Annotated in this window: 26 protein-coding genes and 1 pseudogene; 16 read left to right on the forward strand and 11 right to left on the reverse strand. The window is 72.0% G+C overall.

Going from position 1 to position 26,850, the window contains the following annotated elements:
* Positions 1-451 precede the first annotated feature (451 nt).
* From ACFPFQ_RS42915 to ACFPFQ_RS42930, 4 genes are read left to right on the forward strand one after another with little or no spacing between them, the layout of a single operon-like run.
* Positions 452-1,822 (forward strand): sensor domain-containing diguanylate cyclase, encoded by a 1,371-nt coding sequence (locus tag ACFPFQ_RS42915; RefSeq protein ID WP_379629034.1) that lies wholly within the window; start codon positions 452-454, stop codon positions 1,820-1,822.
* 11 nt (positions 1,823-1,833) lie between these two features.
* Entirely contained in the window at positions 1,834-2,124 is a 291-nt protein-coding gene (locus ACFPFQ_RS42920) for a Rieske (2Fe-2S) protein (protein WP_379629035.1), read from the forward strand.
* A gap of 54 nt (positions 2,125-2,178) precedes the next feature.
* Positions 2,179-3,051, forward strand: coding sequence for an alpha/beta fold hydrolase (locus ACFPFQ_RS42925; RefSeq protein ID WP_379629036.1), 873 nt, complete (start codon positions 2,179-2,181; stop codon positions 3,049-3,051).
* Positions 3,048-3,734 carry an MSMEG_1061 family FMN-dependent PPOX-type flavoprotein gene (locus ACFPFQ_RS42930; RefSeq protein ID WP_379629037.1) on the forward strand — a complete coding sequence of 229 codons (687 nt, stop codon included), beginning with the start codon at positions 3,048-3,050 and terminating at the stop codon, positions 3,732-3,734. The genes ACFPFQ_RS42925 and ACFPFQ_RS42930 overlap by 4 nt, the downstream gene beginning before the upstream one ends.
* Positions 3,735-3,758: 24 nt before the next feature.
* Here the strand turns inward: ACFPFQ_RS42930 and ACFPFQ_RS42935 are convergent, their stop codons facing one another.
* From ACFPFQ_RS42935 to ACFPFQ_RS42950, 4 genes are all read right to left on the reverse strand, one after another.
* The gene (locus ACFPFQ_RS42935; RefSeq protein WP_379629038.1) at positions 3,759-4,487 is read right to left on the reverse strand and encodes a ferredoxin reductase; all 729 of its coding nucleotides are present in this window, start codon (positions 4,485-4,487) and stop codon (positions 3,759-3,761) included.
* Entirely contained in the window at positions 4,487-5,095 is a 609-nt protein-coding gene (locus ACFPFQ_RS42940; protein WP_379629039.1) for a sulfite oxidase-like oxidoreductase, read from the reverse strand. Before ACFPFQ_RS42940 ends, ACFPFQ_RS42935 begins: the two co-directional genes overlap by 1 nt.
* Before the next feature lie 96 nt (positions 5,096-5,191).
* Positions 5,192-6,184: a Gfo/Idh/MocA family protein gene (locus ACFPFQ_RS42945; RefSeq protein ID WP_379629040.1), complete on the reverse strand. Its 993-nt coding sequence runs from the start codon at positions 6,182-6,184 to the stop codon at positions 5,192-5,194.
* A 34-nt stretch (positions 6,185-6,218) separates the two neighbouring features.
* The gene (locus ACFPFQ_RS42950; protein ID WP_379629041.1) at positions 6,219-6,758 is read right to left on the reverse strand and encodes a DUF4333 domain-containing protein; all 540 of its coding nucleotides are present in this window, start codon (positions 6,756-6,758) and stop codon (positions 6,219-6,221) included.
* A gap of 190 nt (positions 6,759-6,948) precedes the next feature.
* Here ACFPFQ_RS42950 and ACFPFQ_RS42955 point away from each other — a divergent pair, with 190 nt between their 5' ends.
* The 7 genes from ACFPFQ_RS42955 (at position 6,949) to ACFPFQ_RS42985 (ending at position 12,945) form a co-directional block, all read left to right on the forward strand.
* Positions 6,949-8,034 (forward strand): class I SAM-dependent methyltransferase, encoded by a 1,086-nt coding sequence (locus tag ACFPFQ_RS42955; RefSeq protein ID WP_379629042.1) that lies wholly within the window; start codon positions 6,949-6,951, stop codon positions 8,032-8,034.
* Between the two features lie 85 nt (positions 8,035-8,119).
* The gene (locus tag ACFPFQ_RS42960; protein WP_379629043.1) at positions 8,120-8,665 is read left to right on the forward strand and encodes a hypothetical protein; all 546 of its coding nucleotides are present in this window, start codon (positions 8,120-8,122) and stop codon (positions 8,663-8,665) included.
* 48 nt (positions 8,666-8,713) lie between these two features.
* Positions 8,714-9,004, forward strand: a complete 291-nt coding sequence (locus ACFPFQ_RS42965) for a YiaA/YiaB family inner membrane protein (protein WP_379629044.1) — start codon at positions 8,714-8,716, stop codon at positions 9,002-9,004.
* A gap of 133 nt (positions 9,005-9,137) precedes the next feature.
* Complete coding sequence (locus tag ACFPFQ_RS42970; protein ID WP_379629045.1) at positions 9,138-10,850, forward strand: bifunctional metallophosphatase/5'-nucleotidase; 1,713 nt, start codon at positions 9,138-9,140, stop codon at positions 10,848-10,850.
* Positions 10,851-10,944: 94 nt separating this feature from the next.
* Positions 10,945-11,766: an SGNH/GDSL hydrolase family protein gene (locus ACFPFQ_RS42975; protein WP_379629046.1), complete on the forward strand. Its 822-nt coding sequence runs from the start codon at positions 10,945-10,947 to the stop codon at positions 11,764-11,766.
* A 79-nt stretch (positions 11,767-11,845) separates the two neighbouring features.
* Positions 11,846-12,658: a DUF2071 domain-containing protein gene (locus tag ACFPFQ_RS42980; protein ID WP_379629047.1), complete on the forward strand. Its 813-nt coding sequence runs from the start codon at positions 11,846-11,848 to the stop codon at positions 12,656-12,658.
* Positions 12,659-12,735: 77 nt separating this feature from the next.
* Positions 12,736-12,945, forward strand: coding sequence for a CbtB domain-containing protein (locus ACFPFQ_RS42985; protein WP_379629048.1), 210 nt, complete (start codon positions 12,736-12,738; stop codon positions 12,943-12,945).
* A 139-nt stretch (positions 12,946-13,084) separates the two neighbouring features.
* Here the strand turns inward: ACFPFQ_RS42985 and ACFPFQ_RS42990 are convergent, their stop codons facing one another.
* Both ACFPFQ_RS42990 and ACFPFQ_RS42995 read right to left on the reverse strand, forming a co-directional pair.
* Positions 13,085-14,560, reverse strand: a complete 1,476-nt coding sequence (locus ACFPFQ_RS42990) for a class I adenylate-forming enzyme family protein (protein ID WP_379629049.1) — start codon at positions 14,558-14,560, stop codon at positions 13,085-13,087.
* Positions 14,561-14,639: 79 nt separating this feature from the next.
* Positions 14,640-15,632 (reverse strand): LLM class flavin-dependent oxidoreductase, encoded by a 993-nt coding sequence (locus ACFPFQ_RS42995; protein WP_379629050.1) that lies wholly within the window; start codon positions 15,630-15,632, stop codon positions 14,640-14,642.
* Between the two features lie 189 nt (positions 15,633-15,821).
* Here ACFPFQ_RS42995 and ACFPFQ_RS43000 point away from each other — a divergent pair, with 189 nt between their 5' ends.
* Entirely contained in the window at positions 15,822-16,214 is a 393-nt protein-coding gene (locus ACFPFQ_RS43000; protein WP_379629051.1) for a response regulator, read from the forward strand.
* Here the strand turns inward: ACFPFQ_RS43000 and ACFPFQ_RS43005 are convergent.
* A complete protein-coding gene (locus tag ACFPFQ_RS43005) occupies positions 16,180-19,137 on the reverse strand; it encodes an ATP-binding protein (protein WP_379629052.1) in 2,958 nt (985 codons plus the stop codon). The two genes, ACFPFQ_RS43000 and ACFPFQ_RS43005, sit on opposite strands and share 35 nt — an antisense overlap.
* Before the next feature lie 78 nt (positions 19,138-19,215).
* On the opposite strand from ACFPFQ_RS43005, the gene ACFPFQ_RS43010 reads away from it, so the two are divergent.
* From ACFPFQ_RS43010 to ACFPFQ_RS43020, 3 genes are all read left to right on the forward strand, one after another.
* Positions 19,216-19,833, forward strand: coding sequence for a response regulator (locus ACFPFQ_RS43010; RefSeq protein ID WP_379629053.1), 618 nt, complete (start codon positions 19,216-19,218; stop codon positions 19,831-19,833).
* A gap of 593 nt (positions 19,834-20,426) precedes the next feature.
* Positions 20,427-21,455: a LacI family DNA-binding transcriptional regulator gene (locus ACFPFQ_RS43015; protein ID WP_379629054.1), complete on the forward strand. Its 1,029-nt coding sequence runs from the start codon at positions 20,427-20,429 to the stop codon at positions 21,453-21,455.
* A gap of 35 nt (positions 21,456-21,490) precedes the next feature.
* Positions 21,491-22,426 carry a TIGR03619 family F420-dependent LLM class oxidoreductase gene (locus ACFPFQ_RS43020; RefSeq protein WP_379629055.1) on the forward strand — a complete coding sequence of 312 codons (936 nt, stop codon included), beginning with the start codon at positions 21,491-21,493 and terminating at the stop codon, positions 22,424-22,426.
* Between the two features lie 79 nt (positions 22,427-22,505).
* Here the strand turns inward: ACFPFQ_RS43020 and ACFPFQ_RS43025 are convergent, their stop codons facing one another.
* The gene (locus ACFPFQ_RS43025; protein ID WP_379629056.1) at positions 22,506-22,997 is read right to left on the reverse strand and encodes a hypothetical protein; all 492 of its coding nucleotides are present in this window, start codon (positions 22,995-22,997) and stop codon (positions 22,506-22,508) included.
* Positions 22,998-23,299: 302 nt separating this feature from the next.
* Positions 23,300-23,809: a TetR/AcrR family transcriptional regulator gene (locus ACFPFQ_RS43030; RefSeq protein ID WP_379629089.1), complete on the reverse strand. Its 510-nt coding sequence runs from the start codon at positions 23,807-23,809 to the stop codon at positions 23,300-23,302.
* Here ACFPFQ_RS43030 and ACFPFQ_RS43035 point away from each other — a divergent pair.
* Positions 23,807-24,007, forward strand: a pseudogene (locus ACFPFQ_RS43035) (dihydrofolate reductase family protein); the annotation flags it as partial. The gene ACFPFQ_RS43030 and the pseudogene ACFPFQ_RS43035 sit on opposite strands and share 3 nt — an antisense overlap.
* 36 nt (positions 24,008-24,043) lie before the next feature.
* On the opposite strand, the gene ACFPFQ_RS43040 reads toward ACFPFQ_RS43035, so the two are convergent.
* Both ACFPFQ_RS43040 and ACFPFQ_RS43045 read right to left on the reverse strand, forming a co-directional pair.
* Positions 24,044-24,724: a class I SAM-dependent methyltransferase gene (locus ACFPFQ_RS43040; RefSeq protein WP_379629057.1), complete on the reverse strand. Its 681-nt coding sequence runs from the start codon at positions 24,722-24,724 to the stop codon at positions 24,044-24,046.
* A gap of 108 nt (positions 24,725-24,832) precedes the next feature.
* Positions 24,833-26,827, reverse strand: a complete 1,995-nt coding sequence (locus tag ACFPFQ_RS43045; protein WP_379629058.1) for an alpha/beta fold hydrolase — start codon at positions 26,825-26,827, stop codon at positions 24,833-24,835.
* Positions 26,828-26,850 lie beyond the last annotated feature (23 nt).

Here is a 26,850-nt window from a genome sequence, read left to right on the forward strand (position 1 = left end):
GCCATCCGTCACGTCCACTGCCAGTTCCGCATCACAAACCCCCTTCCGCATCCGAAGCCGCCACCGCCACCCGTCACGTCCACTGCCAGTTCCGCATCACAAACCCCCTTCCGCATCCGAAGCCGCCACCGCCACCCGTCACGTCCACTGCCAGTTCCGCATCACAAACCCCCTTTCCTCTCGAGCAACCCGCGTCAAAAAGGAAATACGCACATCTGTGCTTATCGACAATTTCACCGGATACACGTCCGGCGATGAAATGAAGGTGACCCGCCCGACGGCGCGCGACGGGATCGACCGGGCTAGACCCAGCGCCAGTTACGCATGGTCGCCACCTCCTCCATTGCGGTGAGTTCACGCTCACGACCAGGGCGACAGGCTCCCACCGGCTATGATCACCGGGTCAGGCGCCATCAGATCCAGGGTAAATGCAACGGAGAGGAGGCGGTTAATGACGGCGCGTAGTCGCCACTGGTGGGATGTACCCCACTGGGCCGTTTGGTCCCTACCCAGCCGCCTCTTGGCCTCCGTCCTTGTGGTCGAACTACTGGCCACCCTTATCGTGGTGTTCGAAGTCACGATTACGCCGTTGAGCGCATTCACCAGCAACGGCGTCGTCGCCGGCAGCCTGATCGGTTGCGCTGTGTTGCACGCCGAGGTCTCCACGCGGGTGGAGCGGGTCCGGCGCCGCATCGGCCTGCAGAGCGCCCAGATCGATCTCACGTCGGTGTGGACGTTCGCAGCGGCGCTGCTCCTGCCACCACTGGTGGCCACCGCCATGGTCGTCATCCTGATGACGTTCCTGTACCTGCGGGTGTGGCGCGGGGCGAAGTCGCCCTTCTACCGCAGCGTCTTCAGCAATGCCACGGTCGTACTCGCCGTCCATGCCGCGGCCGCGGTCGACCTCTATTTCGGCGGCGGTGTCCCGAGCTTCGGCAACGGAAGCAGCGGCCTGTTCCCCGTTGTCGGTGCGCTCCTCGCCTATACGACGATCAACACCTGCCTGGTCGTCGGAGTTGTCGTCATCAGCTCCGACAAGTCCGTCCGAGAACTGCTCGGACACGGCGACGAGGTCTTCCTCGAGATCGCCACGCTGTGCCTGGGCGCGCTCGTCGCGCTGGCCATGACCTCCGCCGGTCCGTGGCTCGTCGCATTGGTCCTTCCCCCCATGCTCGTGCTGCACCGGGCCGTGCTTGTCCGCAAGCTCCAAGAAGCCGTCGACACCGACGGCAAGACGGGCCTGCTGACGGCGGCGGCGTGGCAGAAGCTGGCAATACAGCTTGTCCGGCGCGCGCGAACCAGCGATCGCTCCGCCGCCGTTCTGATCCTCGATCTGGACCATTTCAAACGAGTCAATGACACCTACGGCCATCTCGCGGGCGATGCCGTTCTCCGTGCTGTCGCCAACCGCCTGCGCACCGAGGTGCGCGATCAGGATCAGGTCGGCCGATTCGGCGGTGAGGAGTTCCTCATCCTGTTGCCGGGCGCCACCGCGTCCTATTCGCATGCCGAACTCGAGCGCGTCGCCGAGCGCATCCGCGCGAGCGTCGCGGGGCTGAGTGTCGAGATCCCCACCGCCGATGGCCCGCTGACCATCGACGGGCTCTCGGTGTCCATCGGTGGCGCGCGGTTCCCGGAGGACGGGGCCGAAGTGCCCGACCTGGTCGGGATCGCCGACGCCGCGCTGTACGAGGCGAAGCACTCGGGACGCAACGCCGTCCGGATCGGGGCGAGCACGCGCCGCCTGCCGCGGGTCACCGACCACGCCGACGACGTGTCGGTGCACGATCAGAGCCCCCAGCAGCCTCCGTCGGCGAACTGACCGTCGTCGCGATGATCGAGCCGCTGATCTCGGCCGACGCCGTGCCTGTCGGCGGCGGGGTGATTCTCCCCGCGGCCGGCGTGGTGATCACCCAGCCCGTCGAGGGCACGTTCGTGGCGTTCGGTTCGACGTGCCCGCACCAGGGGTGCACGGTGCGGGCCATCGCGGCCGGCACCATCAACTGCTTCTGCCACGGCAGCCGGTTCCGCATCGCCGACGGCGCGGTCGTCGGTGGCCCCGCGAAGGAGCCGCTGCCCCACCGCGCGATCAAGATCGAGGGCGGGCAGATCGGCCTCCCCTGATTATCTGACCGATCGGTTAGACTAATCACCGATCGGTCATCCGAGGGGGATCGCATGCGCGTCGCACACTTCACCAGCACCCGGGGACGGGCCGTCTTCACCGCCGCCTATCGCTCGGCCATCGAGGACGTCGCGACCGGGTACGGCACGGTGCGCGTCCACCGTTTCGGATCCACCCCTGGCGCCCCGCTCGTCCTGCTTCCCGGTCGGGGCGGCACCGCGGCGATGTGGCGACCGAACGTCGCCGCGCTGGCCGCGCGGCGGTCGGTGTACGCGCTCGACCTGCTCGGCGAGCCCGGCATGAGCGTGCAGGCCGTGCCCCTGCGCGACACCGCCGACCAGGTCCGCTGGCTCCGCGAGACGCTCGACGCACTGGATCTCGGCGCGGTGCACCTCGTCGGCGCCTCCATCGGCGGCTGGCTGGCGCTCACCACAGCACGCCACTCCCCCGCCGGGATCCGGTCGGTGACGCTCCTGGATCCGGCGCAGACGCTGGCCCGCATACCGCTGCCGACCGTGCTGCGCTCGCTCGGCGCGCTGCCGGTCGCGCCCGCCTGGATGCGCCGCCGGTTCCTGGCCTCCCTGTCCGGGGCCGCCCCCGCCGGCGACACCCCGATCGAGCGCGTGATCGCCGCGGGCATGCGCCACCACGTCAGCGCGCTGCCCGCCCCCGCGTACCCGACCGACGACGACCTCCGCGCGATCACCGTGCCCGTACTGGCGCTGCTCGGCGGCCGCAGCGTGATCCTCGACGCCGAGCGTGCGCGACAACGGGCGACGCACCTGCTCACGGACGTGCGGGCCGAAGTGTGGCCACAGGCGTCGCACGCCATCTCCGGCGACTGCGCCGACGCCGTCAACGCCAGGATCCTGGAGTTCGTCTCCACGGTCGAGCACGATGGGGTGTCGGCGAGGGGACGGACATGACGACGCAAGTGGGCACGGGCGCCACAACAGCCACCACGACAGCAGCGAGGACGGCGCGCGCGGCGCTGTTCGATGACGCGGTGCGCACCGAGGAGCACCTGCGCGGGATCGTCGGCGAGGCCAGCGACTTGATCATGTCGAAGCACACCACGCACCTCACGCCCCTGCTGCGGCGCTACCTGACCACGTCCACGTTCTTCCTGCTGGCCACGGCCGACGCCGACGGCACCTGTGACGTCACGCCGCGCGGCGACGCCGTCAACACGGTCCAGATCATCGACGACCGCACCATCGTGGTGCCCGACCGGTTGGGCAACCGCCGCGTCGACGCGTTCCGCAACATCCTGACCAACCCCCACGTCGGGCTGCTGTTCGTGGTCGCGGGCATCGAGGAGACGGTGCGGGTCAACGGCCGGGCCACCATCACGGCCAACTCCGCGGTCCTCGACGCGATGACGATCGAGGGCAAGCGGCCCAGGCTCGGCATCGTGGTCGAGATCGACGAGGCGTACGTGCACTGCGCGCGGTCGTTCCTGCGGGCCGGGCTGTGGGACACCGCGACGTGGCCGGACCCGGCCTCCGTGCCGACCCTGCGCGCGATGATGAGCGAGCAGAAGGACTTCCCGGCCCCGAGGCCGGAGGAGGACACCCGCAGCGAGCCGTACCGCAACGAGCTGTACTGAGCTGCCCCGATCCCACCGGCCCCGCTACCCCGACGGGCCGAACCGCTCCAGCTTGATCGAGCCCACCGGCACCCCGGCCTCCAGCAGCCGGTCGGTGGCCGCGTCGCAGAACGCCGGGGAGCCGCAGACGAAGACGATCTCGCCGCCGCGCACCAGCGGGGTGAGGTCGGCCGTGGTCAGCCGCCCGACGGCGCGGGTCGCGCCCGGTGGCCGCGCGCGCGTGTAGACGATGGTGGTCTGCGGCCCGGGCAGCTCATCGGCGTAGTACAGCTCGGTGGGCGTGCGCGCGGACACCACGATCCGCACCAGGTCGGCGTTGCCCTCGGCGCGTGCCTGGCGCAGCATCGCCATCAGCGGCACCACGCCCGAGCCGCCGCCGATGAGCAGCGCCGGCGCGTCACCCGGCCACGCGAAGAAGCCCCCGATCGGCCCGCGCACCTCCAGCTCGTCGCCCGGCGCGACGACCTCGTGCATGAACTCCGAGACCTCACCGCCGTCGAGCTTCTCGATGGTCAGCTCGATCTCACCGGTGCCGTCGGGCGCGGAGGCGACCGAGTACGACCGCGACGCCGTGTAGCCGTCGGGCGCGGTGAGCCGCAGCACGTAGTGCTGGCCCGCGACGTGCACCCGGGGCTCGGGCAGCGCCAGCCGGAACGTCCGCGCGCGCGGGGTCTCGTCGCGCACCGCCAGCACCCGCGCCTGCTGCCAGCGCAGCGTGCCGCGGTGGGTGGTGCCGCCGGGCGTGGCCGTCATCAGTCGCCCTGGTAGCGCTGCTCGGACCACGGGTCGCCGCGGTCGTGGTAGCCGTTGCGTTCCCAGAAACCCTGCTCGTCGTGGTCGAGCAGCCGCAGCCCCGACACCCACTTCGCGCTCTTCCAGAAGTACAGGTGCGGCACCAGCAGCCGGGCCGGACCGCCGTGCTCGGTGGTGAGCGGCTTGCCGTCGGCGTTCCAGACCACCCACGCCTTGCCGCCCGTGACGTCGGCCAGCGGCAGGTTGGTGGTGTAGCCGGTGTGCGCGACACCGATGACGTGGGTGGCGCTCGGCAGCACCCCCGCCGCCTCGAGGAGGACGTCGACGGACACGCCGTCGAACGTCATGTCGAACTTCGACCAGGTCGTGACGCAGTGGATGGCACCCTCGTAGCGCGCCTTCGGCAGCGCGTGGATCTCGTCCCACGTCCACGTGGTCTCGCGCTCGACGAGCCCCTCGACAGTGAACGTCCAGCGGTCGGTGCCGATGCGCGGCGTGGCCTCGGCGTGCAGCACCGGCCACTCGTTGCGGGCGTCGTACTGGCCAGGGGGCAGCCGCGGATCCCGTTCACGCCGCCGCCCGAGGAAACCGCGCGTCGTTCCTGGCATGTCGCTCCCTGTGCCGGTGGGATTCCCGCGAACCGACAGGCTAGCGCCCCGACCCGCGGGCACATCCACCCCGACGGATCGGCCCCTGGGCCGGGATCAGATGTCCGCCGGCCCTTCCTGCACCACCATGCCCAGCTGCTCGGCCACCGCGCCCATCACGTCCTGGACGGCGACGGTGTCGGCCAGCGGCATCACGGCGCTCTGCGTCCGCCCGGCGGCGAGGCACTCGGTGACCTCGATCAGCTCGTGGGAGTAGCCCGCACCCGCCGCCGCCAGCGTGATCGTCTCGGGGTCGGCGCCCGGCCGGTGCAGCACGATCGTGTCCGGGTGGTGGAAGCGCGGCAGCACGTCGATCCAGCCGGCCGTGCCGAACACCCGCATCTGGCCGGGGGTCGGGCAGCGCAGCGACGTGAACAGCGACGCCCCGCGCCCGTCGGCCCAGCCGAGCTGCACCGACTCCTCGACGTCGACCCCGGTCGGGCCGAGCGTCCCCGAGGCGACGACGGTGTCGGGCGTGCCGAGCACCATCTGCGCGAAGGAGATCGGGTACACGGTCAGGTCGAACAGGGCGCCACCCCCGATCGCCGGGTTGTAGAAGCGGTCCTGCGGGTCGGTCGGGGCCTGCACGCCGAGCTCGCCCTGCACGGCGCGCACCTCGCCGATCGCCCCGTCGGCCAGCAGCTCGCGCAGGCGCACGACGGCAGGCTGGAACCGCGTCCACATCGCCTCCATCGCGAACGTGCCCGACGCCGCGGCCGCGTCGACGATCTCCCGGGTCGCGGCCGGCGTCACCGTGAACGCCTTCTCGACGAGCACGGCCTTGCCCGCCCGCAGCGCCGCCAGCGCGACGGCCCGGTGCTGCGGGTGCGGCGTCGCGATGTAGAGGACGTCCACGCCGTCGTCGTCGATGATCGCGCGGTAGGAGTCGTGCACCCGCTCGACGCCGTGCTCGGCAGCGAACGCCTCCGCCCGCTGCGCGGACCGCGACGCCACCGCCACCAGCTCCGCCCCCGGGACGTGCGGGAAGTCCGCCACGACCTTGCCCGCGATCCGGCCCGGACCGACCACACCCCAGCGCACGTTGCTCATGGGGACATCCTCGCGGCGGAGCCTCCCCCGAGGGTCAGGCGGGGTCGATCGAGAAGTTGACCTGCCCGCCGTCGACGGTGGTGACGCTGACCTTGAGCTTGACGGTCTCACCGCCCCCGCTGACCGTGCAGGTGGTGGACTGCCCGACCTGCGGCGGCAGGTCGCCTGCACACTCGGTCTTGTCGATCGGCACCCCGGCCTTCTGCCCGACCTGGGTGCCGACGGTCTTCTCCAGCACGGACTTGAGCACCGGCCGGGCCTCGGTGGTGATGTCGTAGTTCGCGGTGTCGCCCTGCACGGAGCTCACCTTCGCGACGACGTCGACCGGCTGCCCGTCGGTGACGAACTCGCAGCGCGTGGACTGGCCGACCTCGGCCTTGAGATCCGCCGGGCAGGTCACGACATCGTTGTCGACCTTCAGGCCCTTCTGCTTGAGCAGGTCGGCGATGGACGAGGCCACGCGGTCCTTGGGAACCGAGCCCGAACATGCCGACGTCCCCAGCAGCACGGCGACCGCCGCACCGAGCACCGCGACCTGACGGCCGAACCTGACGAGCCTGACCGAACCGTTCATCGCGCATCCTTCGATCGACCATCGCACCTGACCGGAGCAGGCACGCACGGCCTTGTCCGGTTCACCACGGATGTAGGTGTCGATTCAACGATGGGTTCGTTACTCCGGTACGTCGGATTCCTACCGGCGAGTCGGCTACGTGCCCTGTGCGCACAGGAACCACCGCGCGTTTCGGGGCAGGATCGTCCCCATGACCGCATCCCACGATGTCGCCGTCCCCGACCGCCGCAAGGTGCGCGAGTTCGCCCGCCACCTCTTCGGTGTCTACACCGACGGCGCGCTCGCCTTCATGATCGATCTTGGGCACCGGACCGGGCTGTTCGTGGCGGCAGCCGCGGGCCCGGCGGGTTCGACGGAGCTGGCCGAGCGCGCCGGGTTGCAGGAGCGCTACGTCCGTGAGTGGCTCGGCGCGATGGTCACCGGCGAGATCATGACCTACGAGCCGGAGACGGGCAGCTACACGCTGCCGCCCGAGCACGTCGCCTGCCTGACCGGCGACGGGTCCAAGAACATGGCCCCGATGGCCGCGATGGTGGCGCTGCTGGGACGCAACCTCGACGGCATCGAGCAGGCGTTCCGCACCGGTGGCGGCGTGCCCTACTCGGCGTTCAGCCCCGACTTCACCGGGGTGATGGACCAGCTCAACCGCCGCCCGCTCGACGAGCTGCTGGTCAGCGCGTGGCTGCCGCTCGTGCCGGGGCTGACCGAGCAGCTCACCGCCGGCGTCCGCGTCGCCGACGTCGGCTGCGGCAGCGGGCACGCGCTGGCCGTGCTCGGCGCCGCGTTCCCCGCCTCCACCTTCACCGGGTACGACATCGCCGAGGACGCGATCGCCCGCGGCCGCGCCGAGGTCGTCGCGGCCGGGCTCACCAACGTCACGTTCGAGGTGGCCGACGTCGCCGCGCTGGCACCCGCCGCACCGCTGGACGTCGTGTTCGCCATCGACGCCGTGCACGACCAGGCCGATCCCGGCGCTGTCCTGCAGGGTGTGCACGACGCGCTGGTCCCGGGCGGCACGTTCGTCATGGTGGACATGGCGGCGACGACCGCACTGGAGGGCAACGTCGGCAACCCGTTCGCGCCGTGGATCTACGCGATCAGCACGCTGCACTGCATGACCGTCTCGCTGGCAGCGGGCGGCGCCGGGCTCGGGGCGGCGTGGGGCGAGCAGCTCGCGCGGCAGATGCTCGCCACGGCCGGTTTCGGCCCGGTCACCACCAACCCGGCGCCGGGGCAGGCCCTCAACCTGATCTACGCGACGCAGCGCCCGGCCTGATCGGGCGGGCGCGGCAGGCGGATCCGGGTCCGGCCGGTGCCACGACGGCTGACACACCACCCGGTCGTGGGTCATCCTGATACGCGTGAGCAACGCCTTCGAGAACCTCGCGGACGCCTTCGAACCGGGGGTCAGCCCCGGCCACACCCCGGGCCGCATCGGCATGGCGATCCTGCTGCTCCTGTGGGCGGGCCTCGCCGTGCTGCCCGTGGTGTTCGCGGTGCCGGCGCTGCAGCTCGCCACCGGCTCCGTCGGCACCCCCGGCACCCTGACCGTCGTATCGTGCGTCGATCTGGGCGAGGGCCGCTACGACTGCCAGGGCAGCTTCGCGCCCGCTGACGGCGGCCCCGCGGTGGCCGTCGCCGCCTCGCCCGACTCGTCGGCGGGCGACGTCCGGGCCGCGCAGCTCACGCCGGAGGGCGACCGCGCCGTCGCGACGGGCACCCCCGGGATACTGGCGGCGCTGACCCTGCCGTTCCTGGGCGTCGGGGTGCTCGGCTTCCTGCCCTACGTGGTGCTCTTCGTCGCGAAGGCCCGGCGCGGCAGGCGGCTCGCGATCGTCGTCGGCTGCGTCCTCACCGCGATCTCCCTCACCGGTGTCATCGTCGGGATGGTCGCGTCGTACGCCTGACCCCGATCGGGCCCCAACCGATCAGGTACCACGGTGGTCATCCCGGGCATGACGACAAAAGCACCCGCCAACAAGTCGACCGCCGCCTTCGAGGTCCAGTCCGCACTCTCGTTCGGGGTCGGGCTGATCGCCGTGGGCATCGCGCTGTGGAACATCCCCGCCGACGGCTGGATCCGTGGCTTCCTCGCCGTCGGGATCCTCTACCTGGTCACCTCGTCGTTCACGCTCGCGAAGGTGATCAGGGACCGGCAGGAGACCGAATCGGTCCTCAACCGGGTCGACCAGGCCCGCCTGGAGAAGCTGCTGGCGGAGCACGACCCGTTCCGGCTGGACGGCTGAGGCCCCACCGTTCACCCCTCTTGTCGCTCGCGCGCCGTTCACCCGAATCGCCCTGTTCCTCCGTACGGCGCTGTTGCTCCGTCCGGCGCAACGGCAGACTCCTCTCGTAGCAGCCGTCGTGAGGAGCAGCCCCATGATCCGTGGTTCCCGGCGTCACGGCCTCACCGCTGCGGTAGGGCTGCTCGCGGCAGTCCTGCTCACCGTGACCGGGCAGGGCGTGGCGACCGCGGCCCCGGCCCCCGCCGGCACCGTGGCACTGCGGGTCATCGGGATCAACGACTTCCACGGCAACCTGGAGCCACCAGCCGGATCGTCGGGCCGGGTGGTGCTCGCCGACGGCACCACCGTGGACGCCGGTGGCGCGGCCTACCTCGCCACCCACCTGGCGCAGCTGCGTGCCGCCGTGACCGACTCGGTGTTCGTCGGGCAGGGCGACCTGATCGGGGCCTCCCCGCTCGCGTCGGCGCTGTTCCACGACGAACCGACGATCGCGCTGTTCCGGATGCTCGGCATGCGCACGAGCGCTGCCGGCAACCACGAGTTCGACGAGGGCTACGCCGAGCTGCTCCGGATGCAGAAGGGCGGCTGCCACCCCGTCGACGGCTGCCAGTTCCGGCCCACCTTCCCCGGCACCGGCTTCCCCTACCTCGCGGCGAACGTGACGCTGAAGCAGAGCCAGATCCCGGCGATGCTGCCCACGTGGGTCTCGCAGGTTCAGGGGGTCCCCGTCGGCTACATCGGGATGCCGCTCGAGGGCACCCCGGGGATCGTGGCCGCCGCCGGCATCAAGAACCTCACCTTCGGCGCCGAGATCGCCGCCGCGAACCGCTACGCCGACGTCCTCGACCGCCTCGGGGTCAAGACGATCGTGCTGCTGGTGCACCAGGGCGACGGCGTCGAGGCCAACAACCCACCCGATGCCTGCGGGATCGTCCCCGGCGCGGGACGGGAGATCGCTGCCGGCGTCAGCCCCAAGATCGACGTCGTGTTCGCGGGCCACAGCCACCAGCAGTTCGACTGCATGGTCAACGACCCCGCAGGCAACCCGCGGCCCTACATCCAGGCCGCGGCGTTCGGGCGGATGCTGTCGGTCGTCGACCTCACGATCGACCGGAAGACCCGCGACGTCGTGCGGTCGGCCACGGTCGCCACCAACCACGTCGTGACGCGCACCGTCACCCCGGACCCCGCAGCGCAGGCCCTGGTCGACGACGCGCGCACCAAGGCCGCCCCCATCGGCAACAGGCCGGTCGGCACGATCACCGCCGACATCGTGCGGGCCGCGGCGCCGTCCGGGGAGTCGCCGCTGGGCAACCTGATCGCCGACTCCCAGCTCGAACAGACCGCCGCCGCGACGGCCCAGATCGCGTTCATGAACCCGGGCGGCGTGCGGGCCGACCTGACGTTCCCGTCCTCCACCGCGGGCGAGGGCAACGGCGTGGTCAGCTACGCGGAGGCGTTCACCGTGCAGCCGTTCGGCAACGTGATGACCACGTTGACGCTGACGGGTGCCCAGCTCAAGACCGTGCTGGAGCAGCAGTGGCAGCCGACGGTCACCCGCATGCTGGCGCCGTCGCAGGGCTTCACCTACACCTACGGCCCCACGCTGCCGGTCGGCTCCCGCGTCACGAACATGGCGCTCGGCGGGACGCCGATCGCCCCGGACACGAGCTACCGGGTGTCGGTCAACAACTTCCTCGCCGACGGCGGTGACGGCTTCGCCGGGTTCACCGCCGGCACCGACCGCACCGGCGGGGTGGTCGACCTCGATGCGTTCACCGCCTACCTCACGGCACACCCGAACGTCGCGCCGCCGGCGACGAACCGGATCACGGTGGCCGGGTAGCGCCGTGCCGGTTTCGTAACGATCGTCCGGCCTGTCGCGAGCTGGCTTGCAGCACAGCCGATCTTTGCGGGGGTTCTCGTTGCCAGCCTTTGACGTGCCCCAGCGGCTCGTGCCACTGCCGGTACTGCTCGTCACCCTGGCGCTGGCCACCGCGCTGACCGGAGCGTGCGCGCAGCCCGCGGTGGCCGGACGCCCCGCCGCAGCGGCCCCGGCCGGACCGGTCACCGTCATCACGCTCGGCGACAGCCTCACCTCCGGCGACGGGGACGACGACGGCCAGGGCTACGCCGGGCGGATGGTCGAGATGATTGCCGCCCTGCCGGGGCGCGAGGGCTCGACGCTGGTGAACCTGGGCCAGTCCGGCTGGGACAGCACCATGCTCGTGAACGGCCAGGAGGGCAGCCCTGGCGAGCTCGCACAGGCCCTCGAGGCGGTGCGGGCCGCGCCCGGGCCGGTGCTGGCGACGATCCTGATCGGCTCCAACGATCTCTGGCTCACCTACCAGAACGGCACGGTCGACCCGACGCCCCGCGCCGAGGAGGACGCGGCCGTCGCGGCCTACCGGGCCAATCTCGACCGCACGATCGGCGAGCTGCGCGCCGCCGGGGCCGCGGTCGTCGTCGGGCTCCCCGACGACCAGTCGCGCCGCGTGGGCGTGGCCGACATCGCCACGGTGAACGCGTTCCTGCCGAACGTCACGGTCGAGGAGGTCGGGAGGATGGCAGCGCTGGCCAAGGTCATCGTGCGGACCGCGGGCGAGGTCGCGGCCGCGCGGTCGGTGCCCACCGTGGACACCGACGACCCGTTCTGGACGAACGCGTCGACGATGGCAGCCGATCGCCTGCACCCCAACGGCGCGGGCTACGCGGTACTGGCGCAGCGGTTCATGAAGGTCGTCACGCCGATCGTCCGGTAGCGGCCGGTTGCCTGATCAACGCCCACTGGTTCGGTGTTGACCATGAGCCGGTGGGCGCTCGGCAGTAGCGTCTGGCGGCGTGACCTTCGTGGGAACGCTGCGGCCGCGATTGCGCTGGCACCACGCCGAGACCGAGCTGGACGACTTCGCCGTCGTCAGCTACCGGGTCGAGACGGCCGCGCTCGCCGCGCTGCTGCCCGCCGGGTTCGCACCGCGGGAGGTCGTCTTCGACGACGGGCGAGCGGGCGCGCTCGTGTCCGCGGTCGCGTTCACCGACCGCGCCTTCCATTTCCGGTTCTGCCCGCCGGTCGCGATCTCCTGCGGACAGATCAACTACCGCGCCTACGTCACGGCGCACGGCAGGACCGGCGTGTGGTTCTTCGCCACCAGCCTCGACCATGCGCTGGTCGGGCTGCCGCGGCTGGTCTGGGGCATGCCGTGGCGACGCACGCGCATCAGGATCGACGCCGACTGGACCAGCGGCGCCGGCCGGTGGCGGCTGATCGCCACCGACCGATCCCGGACGAGTGCGTGCGACGCCGCAGAGGGTGGTGCAGAGGGTGACACCGCGTCCGAGCGGCTCGACGGGTTCGCCGGACGCGACGAGTGGCTGGACTTCCTCACCCACCCGACCTCGGGCTGGTACGGGCGGCCGGACGGCGGCGTCGGCGAGTACAGCATCTGGCACCCGCCGATGACACCCCGCCTGCTCACGGCCCGCCACGCGCGGTTCCCGCTGTTCGAACGCCTCGGGCTGATCGATCCCGCCATGGCCCCGCACTCGGTCCTCGCGCAGCCGACCCTGCACTTCGACGTCCACACGCCACCGCGGCGCTACCGGGGCCGGTCGGTCACCGATCCGTCCACCATCATCGAGCATCGTCATCTATAGTGAACACCTGTCCGGGGCGCGACCGGGCGGCCTCGTCCCGCCCCTACCGCCCTGCCCGCAGCACGTCCGGAGGAATCATGACCGCTGGCACCGTCACCCAGGCCCGTCCCGTGGCCATCCCGGTCTCAGAGACCATGCCGTGGCTGATCGGCGCCCTCGCGATCGGGCTGCTGCTGTACTACTTCATCGGCATCGACGAGGGAGCCACCTCGGTGTTCGGCAACTCGATGGTCGTCCACGAGTTCGTGCACGACGCCCGCCACTTCCTCGGGTTCCCCTGCCACTGAGCGCTCCCGGCCGCGGCACTCGCGGGCCGGTAGCGAGCTGACGCACATCGTGAGGGGTCCACGCACACCGTCCACGGTGTGCGTCATCCCCTGACGGTGTGCGTGAACACCCTCTGGCCGACCGGAGACGCCGGATCGCTCAGGGCCGGATCTCGCGGAGCTCCCGTTTGAGGATCTTGCCTGTCGCGTTCTTGGGCAGCTCGCCCACGAAGACCACGTCGCGCGGCTTCTTGAACGAGGCGAGCCGGTCGCGGCAGTGCCGGATCAGCTCGTCGGCGGTCGGGGGGTCGGCGTCGCCGGCCGCCACGACGAACGCCCGTATCGACTCGCCCCACTCCGGATCGGGGACGCCGACGACCGCCGCCTCGCGGACGCGCGGGTGGGTGAGCAGGACCTCCTCGACCTCGCGCGGGTAGACGTTCGACCCGCCGGTGATGATGACGTCCTTGGCGCGGTCGGTGAGGTGCAGGTACCCGGAGTCGAGGTGGCCGATGTCGCCGGTGTGCAGCCAGCCGCCCGCCAGCGTCGCAGCGGTGGCATCGGGGTTGTCCCAGTAGCCGCGCATCACCACGTCGCCGCGGACCAGCACCTCGCCGTCCCCACCCGCCGGGACGGGTTCGCCGTCCGGGTCGGCGATGCGGACCTCGACGCCGTGGAAGGCACGCCCGCACGAACCGGGATGGGCGAGCGCCTCGGCCGCCGGCATGACCGTGATCGTCATCGGTGCCTCGCCCTGCCCGTACATCTGGATCACGATCGGCCCGAACACGGCGACCGCCGCCCGCAGGTCCTCCTGGTAGAGCGCCGCCCCGCCGATGACGATGCTGCGCAGGCTCGGGAGGCTCCGGCCGCGCGCCTCCTCCACCACGCGCTTGAGCATCGTCGGGGCGAGGAAGGCGGCGTGGGTGACCTGGTGCTCCTCGAGCAACGCGACGAACTCGCGTGGCGAGAAGCTGGTGCCGGGCGCGATGATCTGCGTCGCTCCGCGCGCGGTCGAGGGCAGCAGGTACAGCCCGCTGCCGTGGGTCAGCGGCGCGGCGTGCAGGTAGATGCTGCCGTCGGCGACCGGGTCCAGATCGTGGAGGTAGGCCTCGGTCATCGCCGCGAGGTTGCGATGGGTGAGCGTGGCACCCTTCGGCCTGCCGGTCGTCCCGGAGGTGTAGAAGAGCCAGGCCGGGTCCTCGGGTGCGGTCTCGACCATGGGCGACGGCTCCGCGGCCGGCACGTCCGCGTCGTCGCGTCCCACGTGCACCACCCGCACCCCCGACGGGAGGTTCCGGGCCACGGCGGCGGTCTCGTCGCTGACGACCACGGCGGCCGCGCCGCTGTGCCCGACGATGTAGCCGACCTCGTCGGGATGCAGGTGCCAGTTCACCGGGACGGCGACGAACCCGCCGTGGAAGGCGGCCCACAGCAGCTCGACGAGCTCGGTGCGGTTGGGCATCACCAGCACGATGCGGTCGCCGCGGCGCAGCCCGAGTGCGGTGAGGCCGGCGGCGAGCCTGCCGACCCGATCGCCGAGCTCGCGGTAGGTGAGCTTTCGCGAGCCCTGCGCCAGCGCGAGCCCGTCGCCTGCCCGGGCGATCCCGTCGGTGAGCAGACCGGCGATGTTCACGAGGGCCTCCGATCCCGCACACAGCTGATCGCGACCCGGCACCCGACCGGGCCGCGATCAGCGGACGACATACGTGAACTCAGCTGGCCTCGACCTTGGGCAGGATCTCCTCCTTGATCCGCTTGAGGTCGTCGAGCGTCTTGGCCACCGGCACGTCCGCGAACGGCGGCCAGAACATCGGCATGTCGAGCCCGGCGTCCTTGTAGGCCTTGAGGCGGTCGGTGACCTGCGCCTCGGTGCCCACCAGGAGGTTGGTGACCTTGCCGTTGTCGGACTGGTCGACCTCCTGGTCGGTGATGACCGTCCAGATCATGCTGCTGATCACGAGGTCGTCGACCGAACGCTGCGTGTCGAGCGCGTCGAGCTCCTGCTGGATGGCGGTGCGCCAGTTCTTGATGTCCTCGGGCGAGTCCTGGATCCCGATCCAGCCCGACAGGTTGTACTTCGCGATGCGCGCGGCCGAGCGCTTCGGGTCCTTCAGGCCGCTGAAGTAGATCGGCGGGCCGGGCTTCTGCAGCGGCTTGACGCCGAACCCGCAGCTCTCGAAGTCGGCGAACTCGCCGTGGTACTCGAAGAGCTCGTTCTCCCAGATGCCCTGCATGATCTCGATCGTCTCGCGCACGTGCTTGTGCCGCTTCGGGAAGATGTGCGCAGCGCTCGCGGCCGCGAACTCCTCGGGCATCCAGCCGGAGCCGACGCCGACGTTGAGCCGGCCGTTCGCGAGGTGGTCGATGGTGGCCAGCTCGGTGGCGAGCACGCCGGGTGAGCGGTACGGCGTGTCGATGATGCTCATGCCGATCCGGACCTTGGACGTCTTCGCAGCAAGCCACGGGATCAGCGGGTAGCCCTGGAACCACTCGCCGCGCGCGGCCACCGGCAGGGCCTTGGGGAGCCCCGCCATCATGCCGAACGAGTGCTGGAGCTCCATGCGGTCGGAAGCCTCGGGGACGACGATCCGGTCGAGGGTCCATACGGAGTCGAAGTCGAGGTCCTCGGCGAGTGCCGTGAGGTCCTCGAGCTCCTTGATGGTCACCTTGGTACGGAAGTTCGGCAGGTAGAGAGCAAGCTTCATACGGACGGCCTCCTTGCCGTGCAGGGGGAGTCGACCTGAGTGGCCAACGCAGCCCGGATGTGGTGCATGCCACAGTAGGGCGGGGCCGCGGTGCGGAGAAGTGATCACGACACCACCCGCGACTGGTGCATCCGCACCATCTCCCGGCCCGTCGGACCCCCTACCGTGCTGGGGAGGAGGTGCCGTCGGATGGACGTGATCGCGGTGGACGACGATGCCGCCGGCCTGGAGCTGTTGACCATGGTCCTGGAGTCCGCGGGCCATCGGGTACGCACGAGTGCCGACGTCGCGGGCGGTTTGCGGCTGATCGCCGACGGCCCGGCGCCCGCCGCGGTGGTCACCGACCTGCTCATGGGCGTCGACCGCGACGGTGGGTACCGGCTGATCAGCAAGATCCGTGCCGATCCCGCCCACGACTCCGTCGCCGTCGTCGCGTTGACCGGCGTGACCAGCGCCGATGACCTGGTGCGGGCGCGGGCGGCCGGTGCTGACGCGTGCCTGTCCAAGCCGATCGACGTGGCGGCGTTCCTGACGATCCTGATCGAGGTCAGCTCGGCGCGCTCGCGGTCAGCTGCCGGCTGATCGCCGCGAGGATCTGGTCGATCATCAGCGGCTTGCCGAACACCGCGGCCGCCGCCACGTCGGAGGGCACGGCGCGCTGCCCCGCTGTCACGACGACCGCGGGCGGAACGCGCCGGTCCTGCCGTCGGGCCAGCTCGCGCAACAGATCCCAGCCGCTGCCGTCGGGCAGCTCGACATCGAGCACCAGCAGGTCTGCCGGATGCACGGCGAGCAGGCGCCGCGCCTCGGCGCAGGTTCCGGCCAGGTCGAGCGACACCGCAGGCCACCGCGACAGCGCCGACACGAGCAACTGCCGGCTCGCCCGGTCGTCCTCGAGGTAGAGGACCCGCCCGCGCGGCGCGCGCACCGGCGCCGTACCCGCGGGCCCGGTAGTGCCGGACGGCGCAGGCGGGCACGGGGGCAGCTCCAGCCGGAAGGTGCTGCCGACCCCGATGTCGCTGGCCACCGCCAGGCGCCCGCCCATCGCCGCGGTCAGCCGCTGCGAGAGCGCCAACCCGAGTCCCGAGCCCTCCGCCCCGGTGTCGCTGGCCCGGTGGAACGGCGTGAAGAGCCGTCCGATCTGGTCCGCCGCGATCCCGGGCCCGGTGTCGGCCACCACCACCGCACCCGGGCCGACGTCGACCGTCACCTGCCCGCCGGCCGGGGTGAACTTGATGCCGTTGCCGATCAGGTTCAGCAGGACCTGGAGCACCCGCTGCCGGTCGGCTCGGACCCACTCCGCGGGCCCGGCGCCCGGACCCCGCAGCGTGACGTCCCGCTCCGCCGCCAACCCCGCCACGATCTCCAACGCCTCCCGCACGACCTCGGCGGCGGCGACGGGTTCGGCGGCGAGCCGGAGCTGACCGGTCTCCGCACCGGTCAGGTCGATCAGGTCGTTGATCAGCCGCAGCAGGTGCCGGCCGGCACCCAGGATGTGGCCCGCGCCGTCGTGCTGCTGCTGCTCGGTCAGCCCGCCCGCGCCGATCAGCTGCGCGAACCCGATGACGGCATTGAGCGGTGTGCGCAGCTCGTGGCTGACCAGTGCGAGCAGTTCGCTCTTCGCGTGGTTGGCGGCCTCGGCGACCGCCCGCTCGCGGCGGGCCTGCGCCACCCGCCTGCGCTCGGTGAGGTCGAACAGCTCGATGCAGAACAGCCGTGGATCGCCGTCGCTGCCGCGGATGAGCGATCCGCTCAGTGCCGCCCGCAGCGGCTCGTCCCGGCCGGCGATCCACACCCCCACCTCGGCCGGGGGCAGCCGGTCGGTGGTGGCACCGGGCCCGGGCCCGTCCAGCGCGGCCGCCATCGCCGCCTCGATCGCGCGCGCGTCGTCGGCGTCCAGCACGTCGACCAGCCGCAGGCCCGTGACGCGCTGGCCTGCCATGTCCGTGAGCGCCGCGTTCGCCTGCTGGATCCGCCCTTCCGTGTCGACCAGCGCGATCCCGAGCCCGGCGGTCTCGAAGGTGCTGCGGAACCGCGCCTCGCTCTCGACGAGCTGCTCGTGCAGCTCTGCCGTGCCGATCGCGACGGCGGCCACGTGGGTCAGCCGCTGCACGAGCTCCGTCGCCGCCGCATCGGGCGCCCAGGCCGTGGCGTGGTACACCGCGAACGTGCCGAGGACGATCCCCCGGTCGACGTCCAGGATCGGCGTGGACCAGCATGCCCCGAGCCCGTGGCTCATCGCGACGTCGCGGTAGTCGGCCCACCGCACGTCGGTGCTGATGTCGGCCGCGATGACCTCGCTGCGGGTGAAGGCGGAAGTGCCGCAGGAACCGGCGGAAGGACCGATGCGCAGCCCGTCGATCTGCGCGCGGTAGAGCGCAGGCAGCCGCTCCCCCGCCCCGTGCTGCAGGGTGCTGGTGGCCTGGTCGAGCAGCAGGATCGAGCAGGTGCTCTCCGGCAGGCGCTGCTCCATCGCGGTGACGAGCGCATCGAGGCTCTGCTCGAGGGGATCCCGGCGGGCGATGCCCTCGAGGATGCGCGCCGTCGACAGGTCGGCCTCCGTGATCGGCGAGGGCAGCGGCGCCCGCGCCGCTGCCGAGCGCGACGCGGCGGCGGGGAGCCACAGCCGGACCTCGGCCCCCCGGGCGCCCGCCCGCGAGTCGATCGTCAGCCGGCCGCCGTGGTCGACGGCGAACTCCGCCGCCTCGGTCAGCCCCAGCCCGTCGCCGGGAACCGCCCATCCGGTCGCGAACGGCCGCAGCGCGGCACCCGGCTCCCAGCCGGCCGGCAGCCCGTGACCGTCGTCGGTCACCGTGATCTCGACCCCGTCCGCGGCGATCGGATCGTGCTGCACGCGGACCGCGATCGACGTGCTGCCCGCACGCCGCGCGTTGGCCAGCACGCTGGTGAGCGCCCGGGCGAACCGCACCCGATCGACCAGCGCGGGGGCGGTACGGCAGCCGACCACGTCGACGGTCGGCACCACGTCTCCGGAGCGCGTGCCCCTGCAGAGCGAGCGCACCGCCCCGACGATGTCCAGCGGTTCCAGTGGCCCGCTGCCGGACCGGCCCGCCCGTCCGGCCCGCCACGCGAGCTCGGCGCCCTGTGCCGCCAGCGACTGCAGCTGCCGGGCCCGCCGGGGTTCGTCGCCCGCGAGCAGCTGGGCCGCCATCGCCACCGCGGAGGCGTTGCCCGCGACCTCGTGCGCGGCCCGTCCGGTCTCCTCGCGCTGGATCACGGCCCGGCCCGCGAGCACCCGGGCGGCGGAGCAGGCGGCGGCCAGATCGTCGGGCGCCGGCGTCTGCCCGTCGGCGCAGGGCAGGACGACATCGGCACCGGCGAGCTGCGCCGCGATCGCCTCGGCAGGTGAACTCGACCGGCAGAGCGCGACGATGGCACGATCAGGCGACGACCTACGCAAGGAAGCGACCTCGCCGGCGCGGACGACCCGGACCTCATCCAGGTCGACGTCGACGGCGACGTCGTGCCGGAGGACCTCGTGCATGGCGTTCCACCTCGTCGTGAAAGGCGCAGCGTGCCGGCGGATACCCGGGCCACCGTAACACCGCGATCGGCGCCGACGGTGCTGCTCGTCGACGATCACCAGATCTTCGGGGAGCTGCTCGGTGAGGCGCTGACGGCCACCGGGATGGAGGTCGTCGGGATCTGTGGGACCCTCGCCGACGCGCTCGACGCCGTCGCCGAGACCCGACCCGACATCGTCGTCCTCGACCACAACCTGCCGGCCGGGAGCGGGGCCGGTGGGGTCGCGGCGGTGAAGCGACACGCTCCGGGCACCCGCGTGCTGATGCTGACCGCCGCCGAGCAGCGCAGCGTCCTGCAGGAGGCGATGGACGCCGGCTGCGACGGGTTCGTCACCAAGCGCCACAGCGTCGCCGACGTCATCGCGGCGGTCGAGGCCGTCCTGCGTGGCGAGACCCCGATCTCGTCGGATGTGGCGGGCGGGCTCATCGGGCGGAGGACCCCGTCCGTCGGCGGCGACCTGACCCGCCGCGAGGCCGCCGTCCTGCAGCTCATCGGCGCCGGCCTGTCCAACCACGACATCGCCGCCGAGCTACGGATCAGCGTCAACACCGTCCGCAACCACGTCCAGCGGGTGCTGACCAAGCTCGACGCCCACTCGAAGCTCGAGGCGATCGCCATCGCCGCCCGCCACGGTCTGCTGCGAGCCGACCGCTGATCGGGGCGGATGGGTGCTGACGGCTAACAGCCTCATGGAACCTTGTGGCTGGTGATCCGGGCTGCCGGGCGCCTCATGGAACCATGTGGCTACTGGACCTCCCAGCCGGACAGCCTCCTGGAACCATATGGCTGCCGAGCCCGGCCCCCGGACGACCACATGGAACCCTGTGGCTGCTGGACCAGCCAGCCCCCCGACGACTACGGACACCGATGGGCGCCGGCCGCAGCTGCCGCCGACCTGCCCCATGGAACCTTGTGGACGCCAGCACCGCCTGCCGAACAGCCACAAGTAACCATGTGGCGGCCAGGGCCGCGATGGACACCGCCCACCACCCAGCGCATCACAGGACCTCGCGACCCCCACACCCCGCCGGACAGCCAGCCGGACACCAGACCGAACACCGACGGCCGCCCCGCCGCGCCTCCTGCGCCCCCGGCTCCTGCACCCCGAACTCCTGCACCCCCCAACTCCAGGGCCGAAGAGCGTGTCGCCGCTCGACGGCGACTCCCCCGGTCGGACCACTTGGACCGATCCAATTCAGTAGGGTCCACAGTCACGTGACACCCCCGTCAAGTGCGAGGAGGAATGCGGTGACCGACCCGACGCCACCCGATGCCGCCCCGACCATCCGCACGGTCGCGGCCCGGGCCGGCGTCTCGAAGTCACTCGTGTCGCTCGTCCTACGCGGGTCGCCGCAGGTCAGCCCCCAGCGCCGGCAGGCCGTGCTCGACGCGATGGACGAGCTGCGCTACCGGCCCGATGCCGCCGCGCGGAGCCTGGCGGAACGGCGCAGCCGCACAGTCGGCGTCGTGATCGACGACCTCACCAACCCGTGGTTCGTCGATGTCCTCGCGGGACTGCGACCACCCCTGCGGGCCGGCGGGCTGCGGGCGCTGCTGGCCGATGGCCGCACCGAACCCGATGCCGTCGATGCGCTGTCGGACCTTCGGGTCGACGGTCTCGTCCTCGTCGGATCGCTCGGCGAGACCGCGGTCAGCCAGCTGCGCCGGCTGGGCACCTCCCTGCCCGCTGTCGTTGCCGGCAGCCGTGAACCGCTGCTCCCCCACGCACCCGTCGTCGTCGGCGACAACGAGCGGGGCGCCCACCTGGCCACGGCGCACCTGCTCGACCTGGGTCACCGGCGCATCGCTCACGTGATCGGCGAGGGCGAGGTGGGACGCCTGCGGCACCGGGGTTTCGCCACCGCGCTGGCCGCGGCCGGGCTGGAGCCGGCTGCGGTCGTAGCGGGCGACTGGACCGAGCAGACCGGGTACCGCGTGGGCACGCACCTGCTCCGGCTGACACCGCGCCCGACCGCGGTGCTGGCGGCCAACGACCTGTCCGCCATCGGCGTCATGGCCGCCGCCGAGGAGCGGGGTCTGCGGGTGCCGGAGGACCTGTCGGTCGTGGGGTACGACGACACGGTGTTCGCCCGGTTGCGCCGGATCGCGCTCACCACCGTCGACAACGCCGGGGCGGCCGTGGGACGAGCCGCCGGGGAGCTGCTGGCGGCCTGGCTGACGAGCACCACGATCGTCGAACCCACGGGAACCACGCTGCTCGAGCCGAACCTCGTCGTGCGCGGCTCGAGCGGCCCGGCGCCCGTCGACGCCTCCTGACCGGCCTTGCCGGCAACCTGGCAGAGTCGGGCGGCATGACGGGTGACCTGCCCCAGCTCGGGTTCGGCCTGCCGATAGCGGGGAGCTGGGCCACCCCGGGCACGATGCGGCGCGTCGCCCGACGTGCCGAGGAGCTCGGCTACGCGTCGCTGTGGGTGTTCCAGCGCACGCTCTTCCCCGTCGACGCCGACCTCGACCCGTCTCATCGCACCGTGCTCGACCCGCTCGCTGCGCTCGCCTACGTCGCCGGGTGCACCGAGCGGATCGGGCTGGGCACCGCCACGATCTGCGCGCCCTTCACCGCACCCGCGCTGCTGGCGAAGTCGATGGCGTCACTGGACGTGCTCTCCGACGGCCGACTCACCGTCGGGCTCGGGATGGGCTGGCTGCCGCAGGAGTACCTCACCGCGGGCGTGCCCTTCGCGCGGCGGGGAGCGCGGATGGAGGAGTACCTGCACTGCTTGCACGCGCTGTGGACGCAGGACCCCGTCGAGTTCGCGGGCGAGTTCTACACGGTGCCGCGCTCGCACGTGGCCCCGTTGCCCGTGCAGCGACCACACCCACCGGTGCTGCTCGGCGGCATGGCCGCACCGGCGCTGCGCCGCGCCGGGCGGCTCGCCGAGGGCTGGATCGGCAGCAGCGGACACGACCTGACCCGGATCGGCGCGTGCGTCGAGACGGTGCGCGACGGGGCACGGGCGGCCGGGCGCGATCCGCAGGCCGTGCGGATACTCGTGCGCGGTGTCGTCGACCTCGTCGACCGCGACCCCGGCCGGCAGCGGCGGCCGCTGCACGGCACCCGCGACCAGGTGCTCGACGATCTCGGCGCGCTTCGTGCGCAGGGAGTGACCGAGGCGTTCTTCGACCTCAACCTCTCACCCCGCGTCAACGCCGCCGGCGTCGAGCGGGCAGCGGCGCTCGCCTACGTCGAACAGGTGCTGGCCACGTTCGCGCCCGCAACCACGTCCTGACAGCGAACTGCCCGCAGCGCGGCCGTCGCGTGACGGCAGAGCTGCGGGCAGTTCCCCAGCGGGAGGCTGAAGGCGAGGGTCAGAGGAAGAACGCGTGGTTGAACGAGTGGTCGATGTCGATGGTGTGGTGCTGCGACAGGTCGAGGCTGCTGTTGAACGAGTCGTCGACGTGGGTGTTGTTGTGCACCGAGTGGTCGCTGCTGTCGTTGTGGCTGTTGGTCTGCGACGCGTCGATGACGACGTTGTGCGAGTTGGTCTGCGAGTTGTCGGTGTAGGAGTTGCCCACGTTGTGCAGCGAGTTGTCGCTGTTGTTGACCGCCGCGCTGCCGCTGCCCGTGTTGAACGCGGCGCCGTCGCCGACGGTGACAGCGCCGGTGTGGGTGCTGTTGACCGCACCGGAGCCGAAGCTCGTGGCGTTGTCGCTGCCCGTGACGGCCGCGTTGCCGGTGCCGACGACGTTGCCGTGGCCGGCGATGTTGCCGTTGCCGAGGGTGTTGGCATGGCCCGTGACGACCGTCGAGCCGCTGATGCCGCCGCCCGCCGCCACGGAGCCCGCGCCATGGGCGGTCACCGAGTGATCGTCCGTGTGCTGCACAACGGTGGTGTTGTGGTTGTGGTTTCCGTGGTGGTTCGGCATGGTCTGCTCCCTCTGGAGTGGGGATCGTGCGATCGGCTGCACCAACCGCTGGAACCGAAGTTAGGCCGAACGGCCTAGCAGGGGATCGGGGATGGAACCGAATCCCCGCGACCGTCCATAGGGGATGGAACAACACCCGGGGGCGGCGTCGGGGGGGACGCGGGCCGCAGCGGTCGGGGCCCGGTGGGCGATGCGGCCGCCAGGCCCCGGCCCGGGTTCGGGCGAACCCCCGAAGCTCAGCCGCCGTCGAGCGTCGCGCGGTCGCGAATCCGGTGGCGCATGCCGACCATGAGAGCCCGAGCCCGAGCCCGAACGCGGCGTCGGCGCGCCTGCGGGGGGCCGCGTCCACGGCGTCGTCCGGCGCCAGGGTGTCGCGGCGGTCGCTGCGCCGTCAGCAGCGGGATGACGTTGGGGTGCTCGGCCATCACGCGCCGGTAGCCCCGCATCCAGTCCGCGATCTCCGCCGCCCAGTCCGAGGACTCCGGCGGCGGCCAACCCAGTGGCCCCGCGATGCGCTCCCGGAGCAACTCGATGATCGCCGCCCGGCCGCTGACGTGGTGGTACACCGCCGAGGCACTCGTGCCCAGCCGCGCGGCGAGCTCCGTCATCGTGAGCCTGCCGTGCTCGTCGATCAGGGCGAGCGCGGTGTCCAGGATCAGGTCGATGTCCAGCAGCCGGCGCCGGGTACTGGGCCCCGGCGCGATCGTCTTCCTCGTCGTCGCCGCGGCCGCACCGCTGACCGTCATGGCGGGCGTGCGCTGAACCGGGCCCTGCCGGCGGCCGGCCTGGTCGACCGCATCCAGGTCACGGTCTTCCCGGTGATCACCGGGCGGACCGGAACGCAACCGGTGCTCGGTGGCGCCGCCGACTTCGACCTGGAACTGCTCGAGCAGCGGACGCTCGACGGCGACATCCAGGAGCTCGCCTACCGGCCGACCCTGCACGTCAGCCGCGGTTGGCGCGGACGCCCCACGCGCCGGTCAGGCGTGGGCGACGCCGGCGATATGGGTGTTGAAGCCGATGAACGGGCTGTGCAGCCGGTAGGGCTCGATCTCGAGCCGGGCGAACCCCGCTGCGTGCAGCACGGCGGCCAGATCCCGTTCGCACGAGCACCCCTCGAAGGTCCAGGCCCACGGCCTGCGCAGCACCCGTTGCAGGATGCGCGTCGGCGTACCGGCCCGCGCCGCGACGTGTTCCACGAAGCGGAAGGTGCCGCCGGGCGCCAGGATGCGACGGACCTCGGCCAGCACCGCGGCAGGGTCGGCCACCGTGCAGAGCACGAGCGAGGAGATCACGCACTCGACGCTGCGGTCGGGGAGACCGGTGTGCTCGGCGACCCGCTCGCGGAGGTCGAGACGTACACCGTGGCGCTCGGCGGCGGCGCGGAGCCGCTGGTGCATGGGAACGTTGGGTTCGATCGCGACGAGCGTCGATCCCGGCTGCAGGTGGCGCAGGTTGGCGCCCACCCCGGAGCCGATCTCGACGACCGTCCGGGGAAGCTCAGCGAACACGCGTCGCTTGTGCCGCCGCACGTTCCACTCGATGTAGGGGCCCAGCACGGCAAAGAACGCGGCGTTGAAGCGACCACGCCCGCGGTGCACCTCGAAGGTGGTCGCCGGGGAGATCGCCCCCTGAGCGATGGTGCTGTCGTTGTCGATCACAAGAATCCTCGCCTCGCTGGTCGGTACCGGCACTCTGCGCCGATCCCGCCCGCCCGTCAGGCGTGGAACCACCCCAGTGTCGACGAGCGGTCCGGGATCGAGCCCGGCTCAGAGCTGATCGCGCCGGGCGCTGAACCAGGCGGCGATCTGGGCGCGGGACCGGAATCCCAGACGCAGGAGGATCCGTTCGACGTGTCCCTCGGCAGAGCGCTCCTCGATCCCCAGGCGCGTTGCGATCTCCCGGTTCGTGCACCCCTGGCTCACCAGCTCGGCCACCTCGCGCTGGCGAGCCGTCAACCCGTCCGCGCGGCGCCGGGCGACGGGCCGGCCGAGGAACCGGCGCACCACGCGCACCAGCTCGTCACGATCACCCGCGTACGGCAGGTGCGACCGGCCGGGCAGCAGCACCAGCTCGGCGCCGCTGATGCCCTCGGCGAGTGCCGTGGCCTGCGCGACGGGTGCGGCGCGGTCGCCGGTGCGGTGCACCACCAGCGTCGGCGCCCGCACCTGACCGAGGGTGTCGCCGACGTCGAGGTCGTAGCTCAGTGCCAGCAGCGCCCGGGCGGTCGCGGCACTCGAGCAGGCGCGCTGGTACCGCGCGACACCGGCGCGCATCGCGGGGTCGGCGTCGGGGGCGAAGATGTCGGTCAGCACGTCCGAGCCCAGGCCCCAGTGCGCCTCGATCAGCCCCAGCACATGGTCGCGAACGCTCGGTGGCGACAGCTCGGCGCCGCGCACCCAGCCGCCGTAGAGCACCAGCCGCCGCACGGTGTCGGGATGGGCCGCAGCCCACGCCACGGCCACCGCGGCCCCCATCGAGGTGCCCATCAGGTCGAACGGCTCGTCCAGCGTCGCGGCGATCGCGGCCAGCTGCTCCAGCTCGAACTCCAACGACGACGGGCGGTCCGTGGCGGCCGACAACCCGCACCCGGCGCGGTCGTAGCGCACCAGCCGGCCGCCGTGGGCCAACGCCTCGTAGAGCGCCCGCTCGGGCAGCAGCTCCCAGCCCAGCTCCAGGTGGGTGAGCCACCCCATCACGTAGACCAACGGCCGGCCGGTACCGACGGTGGCGTAGGACACGGCGGTGCCGTCGGCCAGCACCACCTGATCGAGCCGCTGCTGCACCCGAGGATTGTCGCTCACGGACGGCAGCCCGCTCGCGTCCCGATCATCCGGGTTGCGCGAGCTCCGGCGCGGCCGGGGCGACATCGTGCGCACGGGTCCCGATCTCACGGACCTGCTCGTGGAACGCGGCGATCCGGCTCCACATCGCCACGGGATGGGAGTACATCGGCCAGTGGGCGCTGTGCGGGATCGCGGCCAGCCCGACCCCGTTGGCTTCGAGCTCCGGCAGGTACGACAGGGATGCGTTCGCCTCGCCGTACAGGACAGGCGGGGGAACGGCAGCGCGAGGAACGTCGACAGCAGGTCGCCGTGGTCGGACAGCTCGACCATCGGCTCGAAGATCCCCCGCACCGCGTCGGCGCGGACCTTGTGCCGCACGCCGCTCGCGTAGAGGGCACCGGCCGGCACCGATGACCGGCTGGTCCGGCCCGCGAAGTCGTCGAGGAAGGCCGCAGCGCCGCCTGCGGGATGGGTGACGATCTGCTGGCTGAGCAAGCAGTCCTCCGGCGCGAGGTTGCCCTCGATGTCGACGAAGCTCGGCACCCGGCTCGGGTCCTGCTGTGCCGGCAGCAGGGCGGTGAGACCGCCCATGGAGTGCCCGACCAGGTGGAAGCGCTCCACCCCCAGCCGGTCGAGGACGGCCCGGGCCGTCCGGACCAGGAACGGCAAGCCGACGAGCGACAGGTCGCTGCACGACGTCTCGCCGCAGCCCGGCGCGTCGTAGGCGCGGAAGGGGCGTCCGGCAGCCGTCGGCAGATGGGCGAAGTCGGCGTAGTCGTCCCTGGTCGAACCGAACCCGTGCAGGAAGAGCAAGCAGGTCGTGGTGGAGTTCGCCGGCACCCGGCGCTGCGATGCTCGTACCGCATTCTCGGGGATCCGGGTGTCCAGTCCGTGGAGCTGCAGCGTCGTCGCTCCGGCGCGCAGTGCGTCGAGGTGGCGGAGCTCGGTCGCCGTCCGGGCGTCGGAGCGATCGAGCACGCGTGCGACGTCGGCCCGACGTG

It is taken from the genome of Pseudonocardia sp. GCM10023141 (assembly GCF_042653605.1).

What these genes read in the sequence shown, in the direction of transcription:
- ACFPFQ_RS42955 (WP_379629042.1), top strand. Translation starts at nt 6,949, where the DNA reads ATGACCGCATCCCACGATGTCGCCGTCCCCGACCGCCGCAAGGTGCGC.
- ACFPFQ_RS42995 (WP_379629050.1), bottom strand. Translation starts at nt 15,632, where the DNA reads ATGAAGCTTGCTCTCTACCTGCCGAACTTCCGTACCAAGGTGACCATC.
- ACFPFQ_RS43005 (WP_379629052.1), bottom strand. Translation starts at nt 19,137, where the DNA reads ATGCACGAGGTCCTCCGGCACGACGTCGCCGTCGACGTCGACCTGGAT.
- ACFPFQ_RS43020 (WP_379629055.1), top strand. Translation starts at nt 21,491, where the DNA reads ATGACGGGTGACCTGCCCCAGCTCGGGTTCGGCCTGCCGATAGCGGGG.
- ACFPFQ_RS43030 (WP_379629089.1), bottom strand. Translation starts at nt 23,809, where the DNA reads ATGACGGTCAGCGGTGCGGCCGCGGCGACGACGAGGAAGACGATCGCG.
- ACFPFQ_RS42915 (WP_379629034.1), top strand. Translation starts at nt 452, where the DNA reads ATGACGGCGCGTAGTCGCCACTGGTGGGATGTACCCCACTGGGCCGTT.
- ACFPFQ_RS42970 (WP_379629045.1), top strand. Translation starts at nt 9,138, where the DNA reads ATGATCCGTGGTTCCCGGCGTCACGGCCTCACCGCTGCGGTAGGGCTG.
- ACFPFQ_RS42940 (WP_379629039.1), bottom strand. Translation starts at nt 5,095, where the DNA reads ATGCCAGGAACGACGCGCGGTTTCCTCGGGCGGCGGCGTGAACGGGAT.
- ACFPFQ_RS42950 (WP_379629041.1), bottom strand. Translation starts at nt 6,758, where the DNA reads ATGAACGGTTCGGTCAGGCTCGTCAGGTTCGGCCGTCAGGTCGCGGTG.
- ACFPFQ_RS42965 (WP_379629044.1), top strand. Translation starts at nt 8,714, where the DNA reads ATGACGACAAAAGCACCCGCCAACAAGTCGACCGCCGCCTTCGAGGTC.
- ACFPFQ_RS42935 (WP_379629038.1), bottom strand. Translation starts at nt 4,487, where the DNA reads ATGACGGCCACGCCCGGCGGCACCACCCACCGCGGCACGCTGCGCTGG.
- ACFPFQ_RS42985 (WP_379629048.1), top strand. Translation starts at nt 12,736, where the DNA reads ATGACCGCTGGCACCGTCACCCAGGCCCGTCCCGTGGCCATCCCGGTC.
- ACFPFQ_RS42920 (WP_379629035.1), top strand. Translation starts at nt 1,834, where the DNA reads ATGATCGAGCCGCTGATCTCGGCCGACGCCGTGCCTGTCGGCGGCGGG.
- ACFPFQ_RS42945 (WP_379629040.1), bottom strand. Translation starts at nt 6,184, where the DNA reads ATGAGCAACGTGCGCTGGGGTGTGGTCGGTCCGGGCCGGATCGCGGGC.
- ACFPFQ_RS43000 (WP_379629051.1), top strand. Translation starts at nt 15,822, where the DNA reads ATGGACGTGATCGCGGTGGACGACGATGCCGCCGGCCTGGAGCTGTTG.
- ACFPFQ_RS42930 (WP_379629037.1), top strand. Translation starts at nt 3,048, where the DNA reads ATGACGACGCAAGTGGGCACGGGCGCCACAACAGCCACCACGACAGCA.
- ACFPFQ_RS42925 (WP_379629036.1), top strand. Translation starts at nt 2,179, where the DNA reads ATGCGCGTCGCACACTTCACCAGCACCCGGGGACGGGCCGTCTTCACC.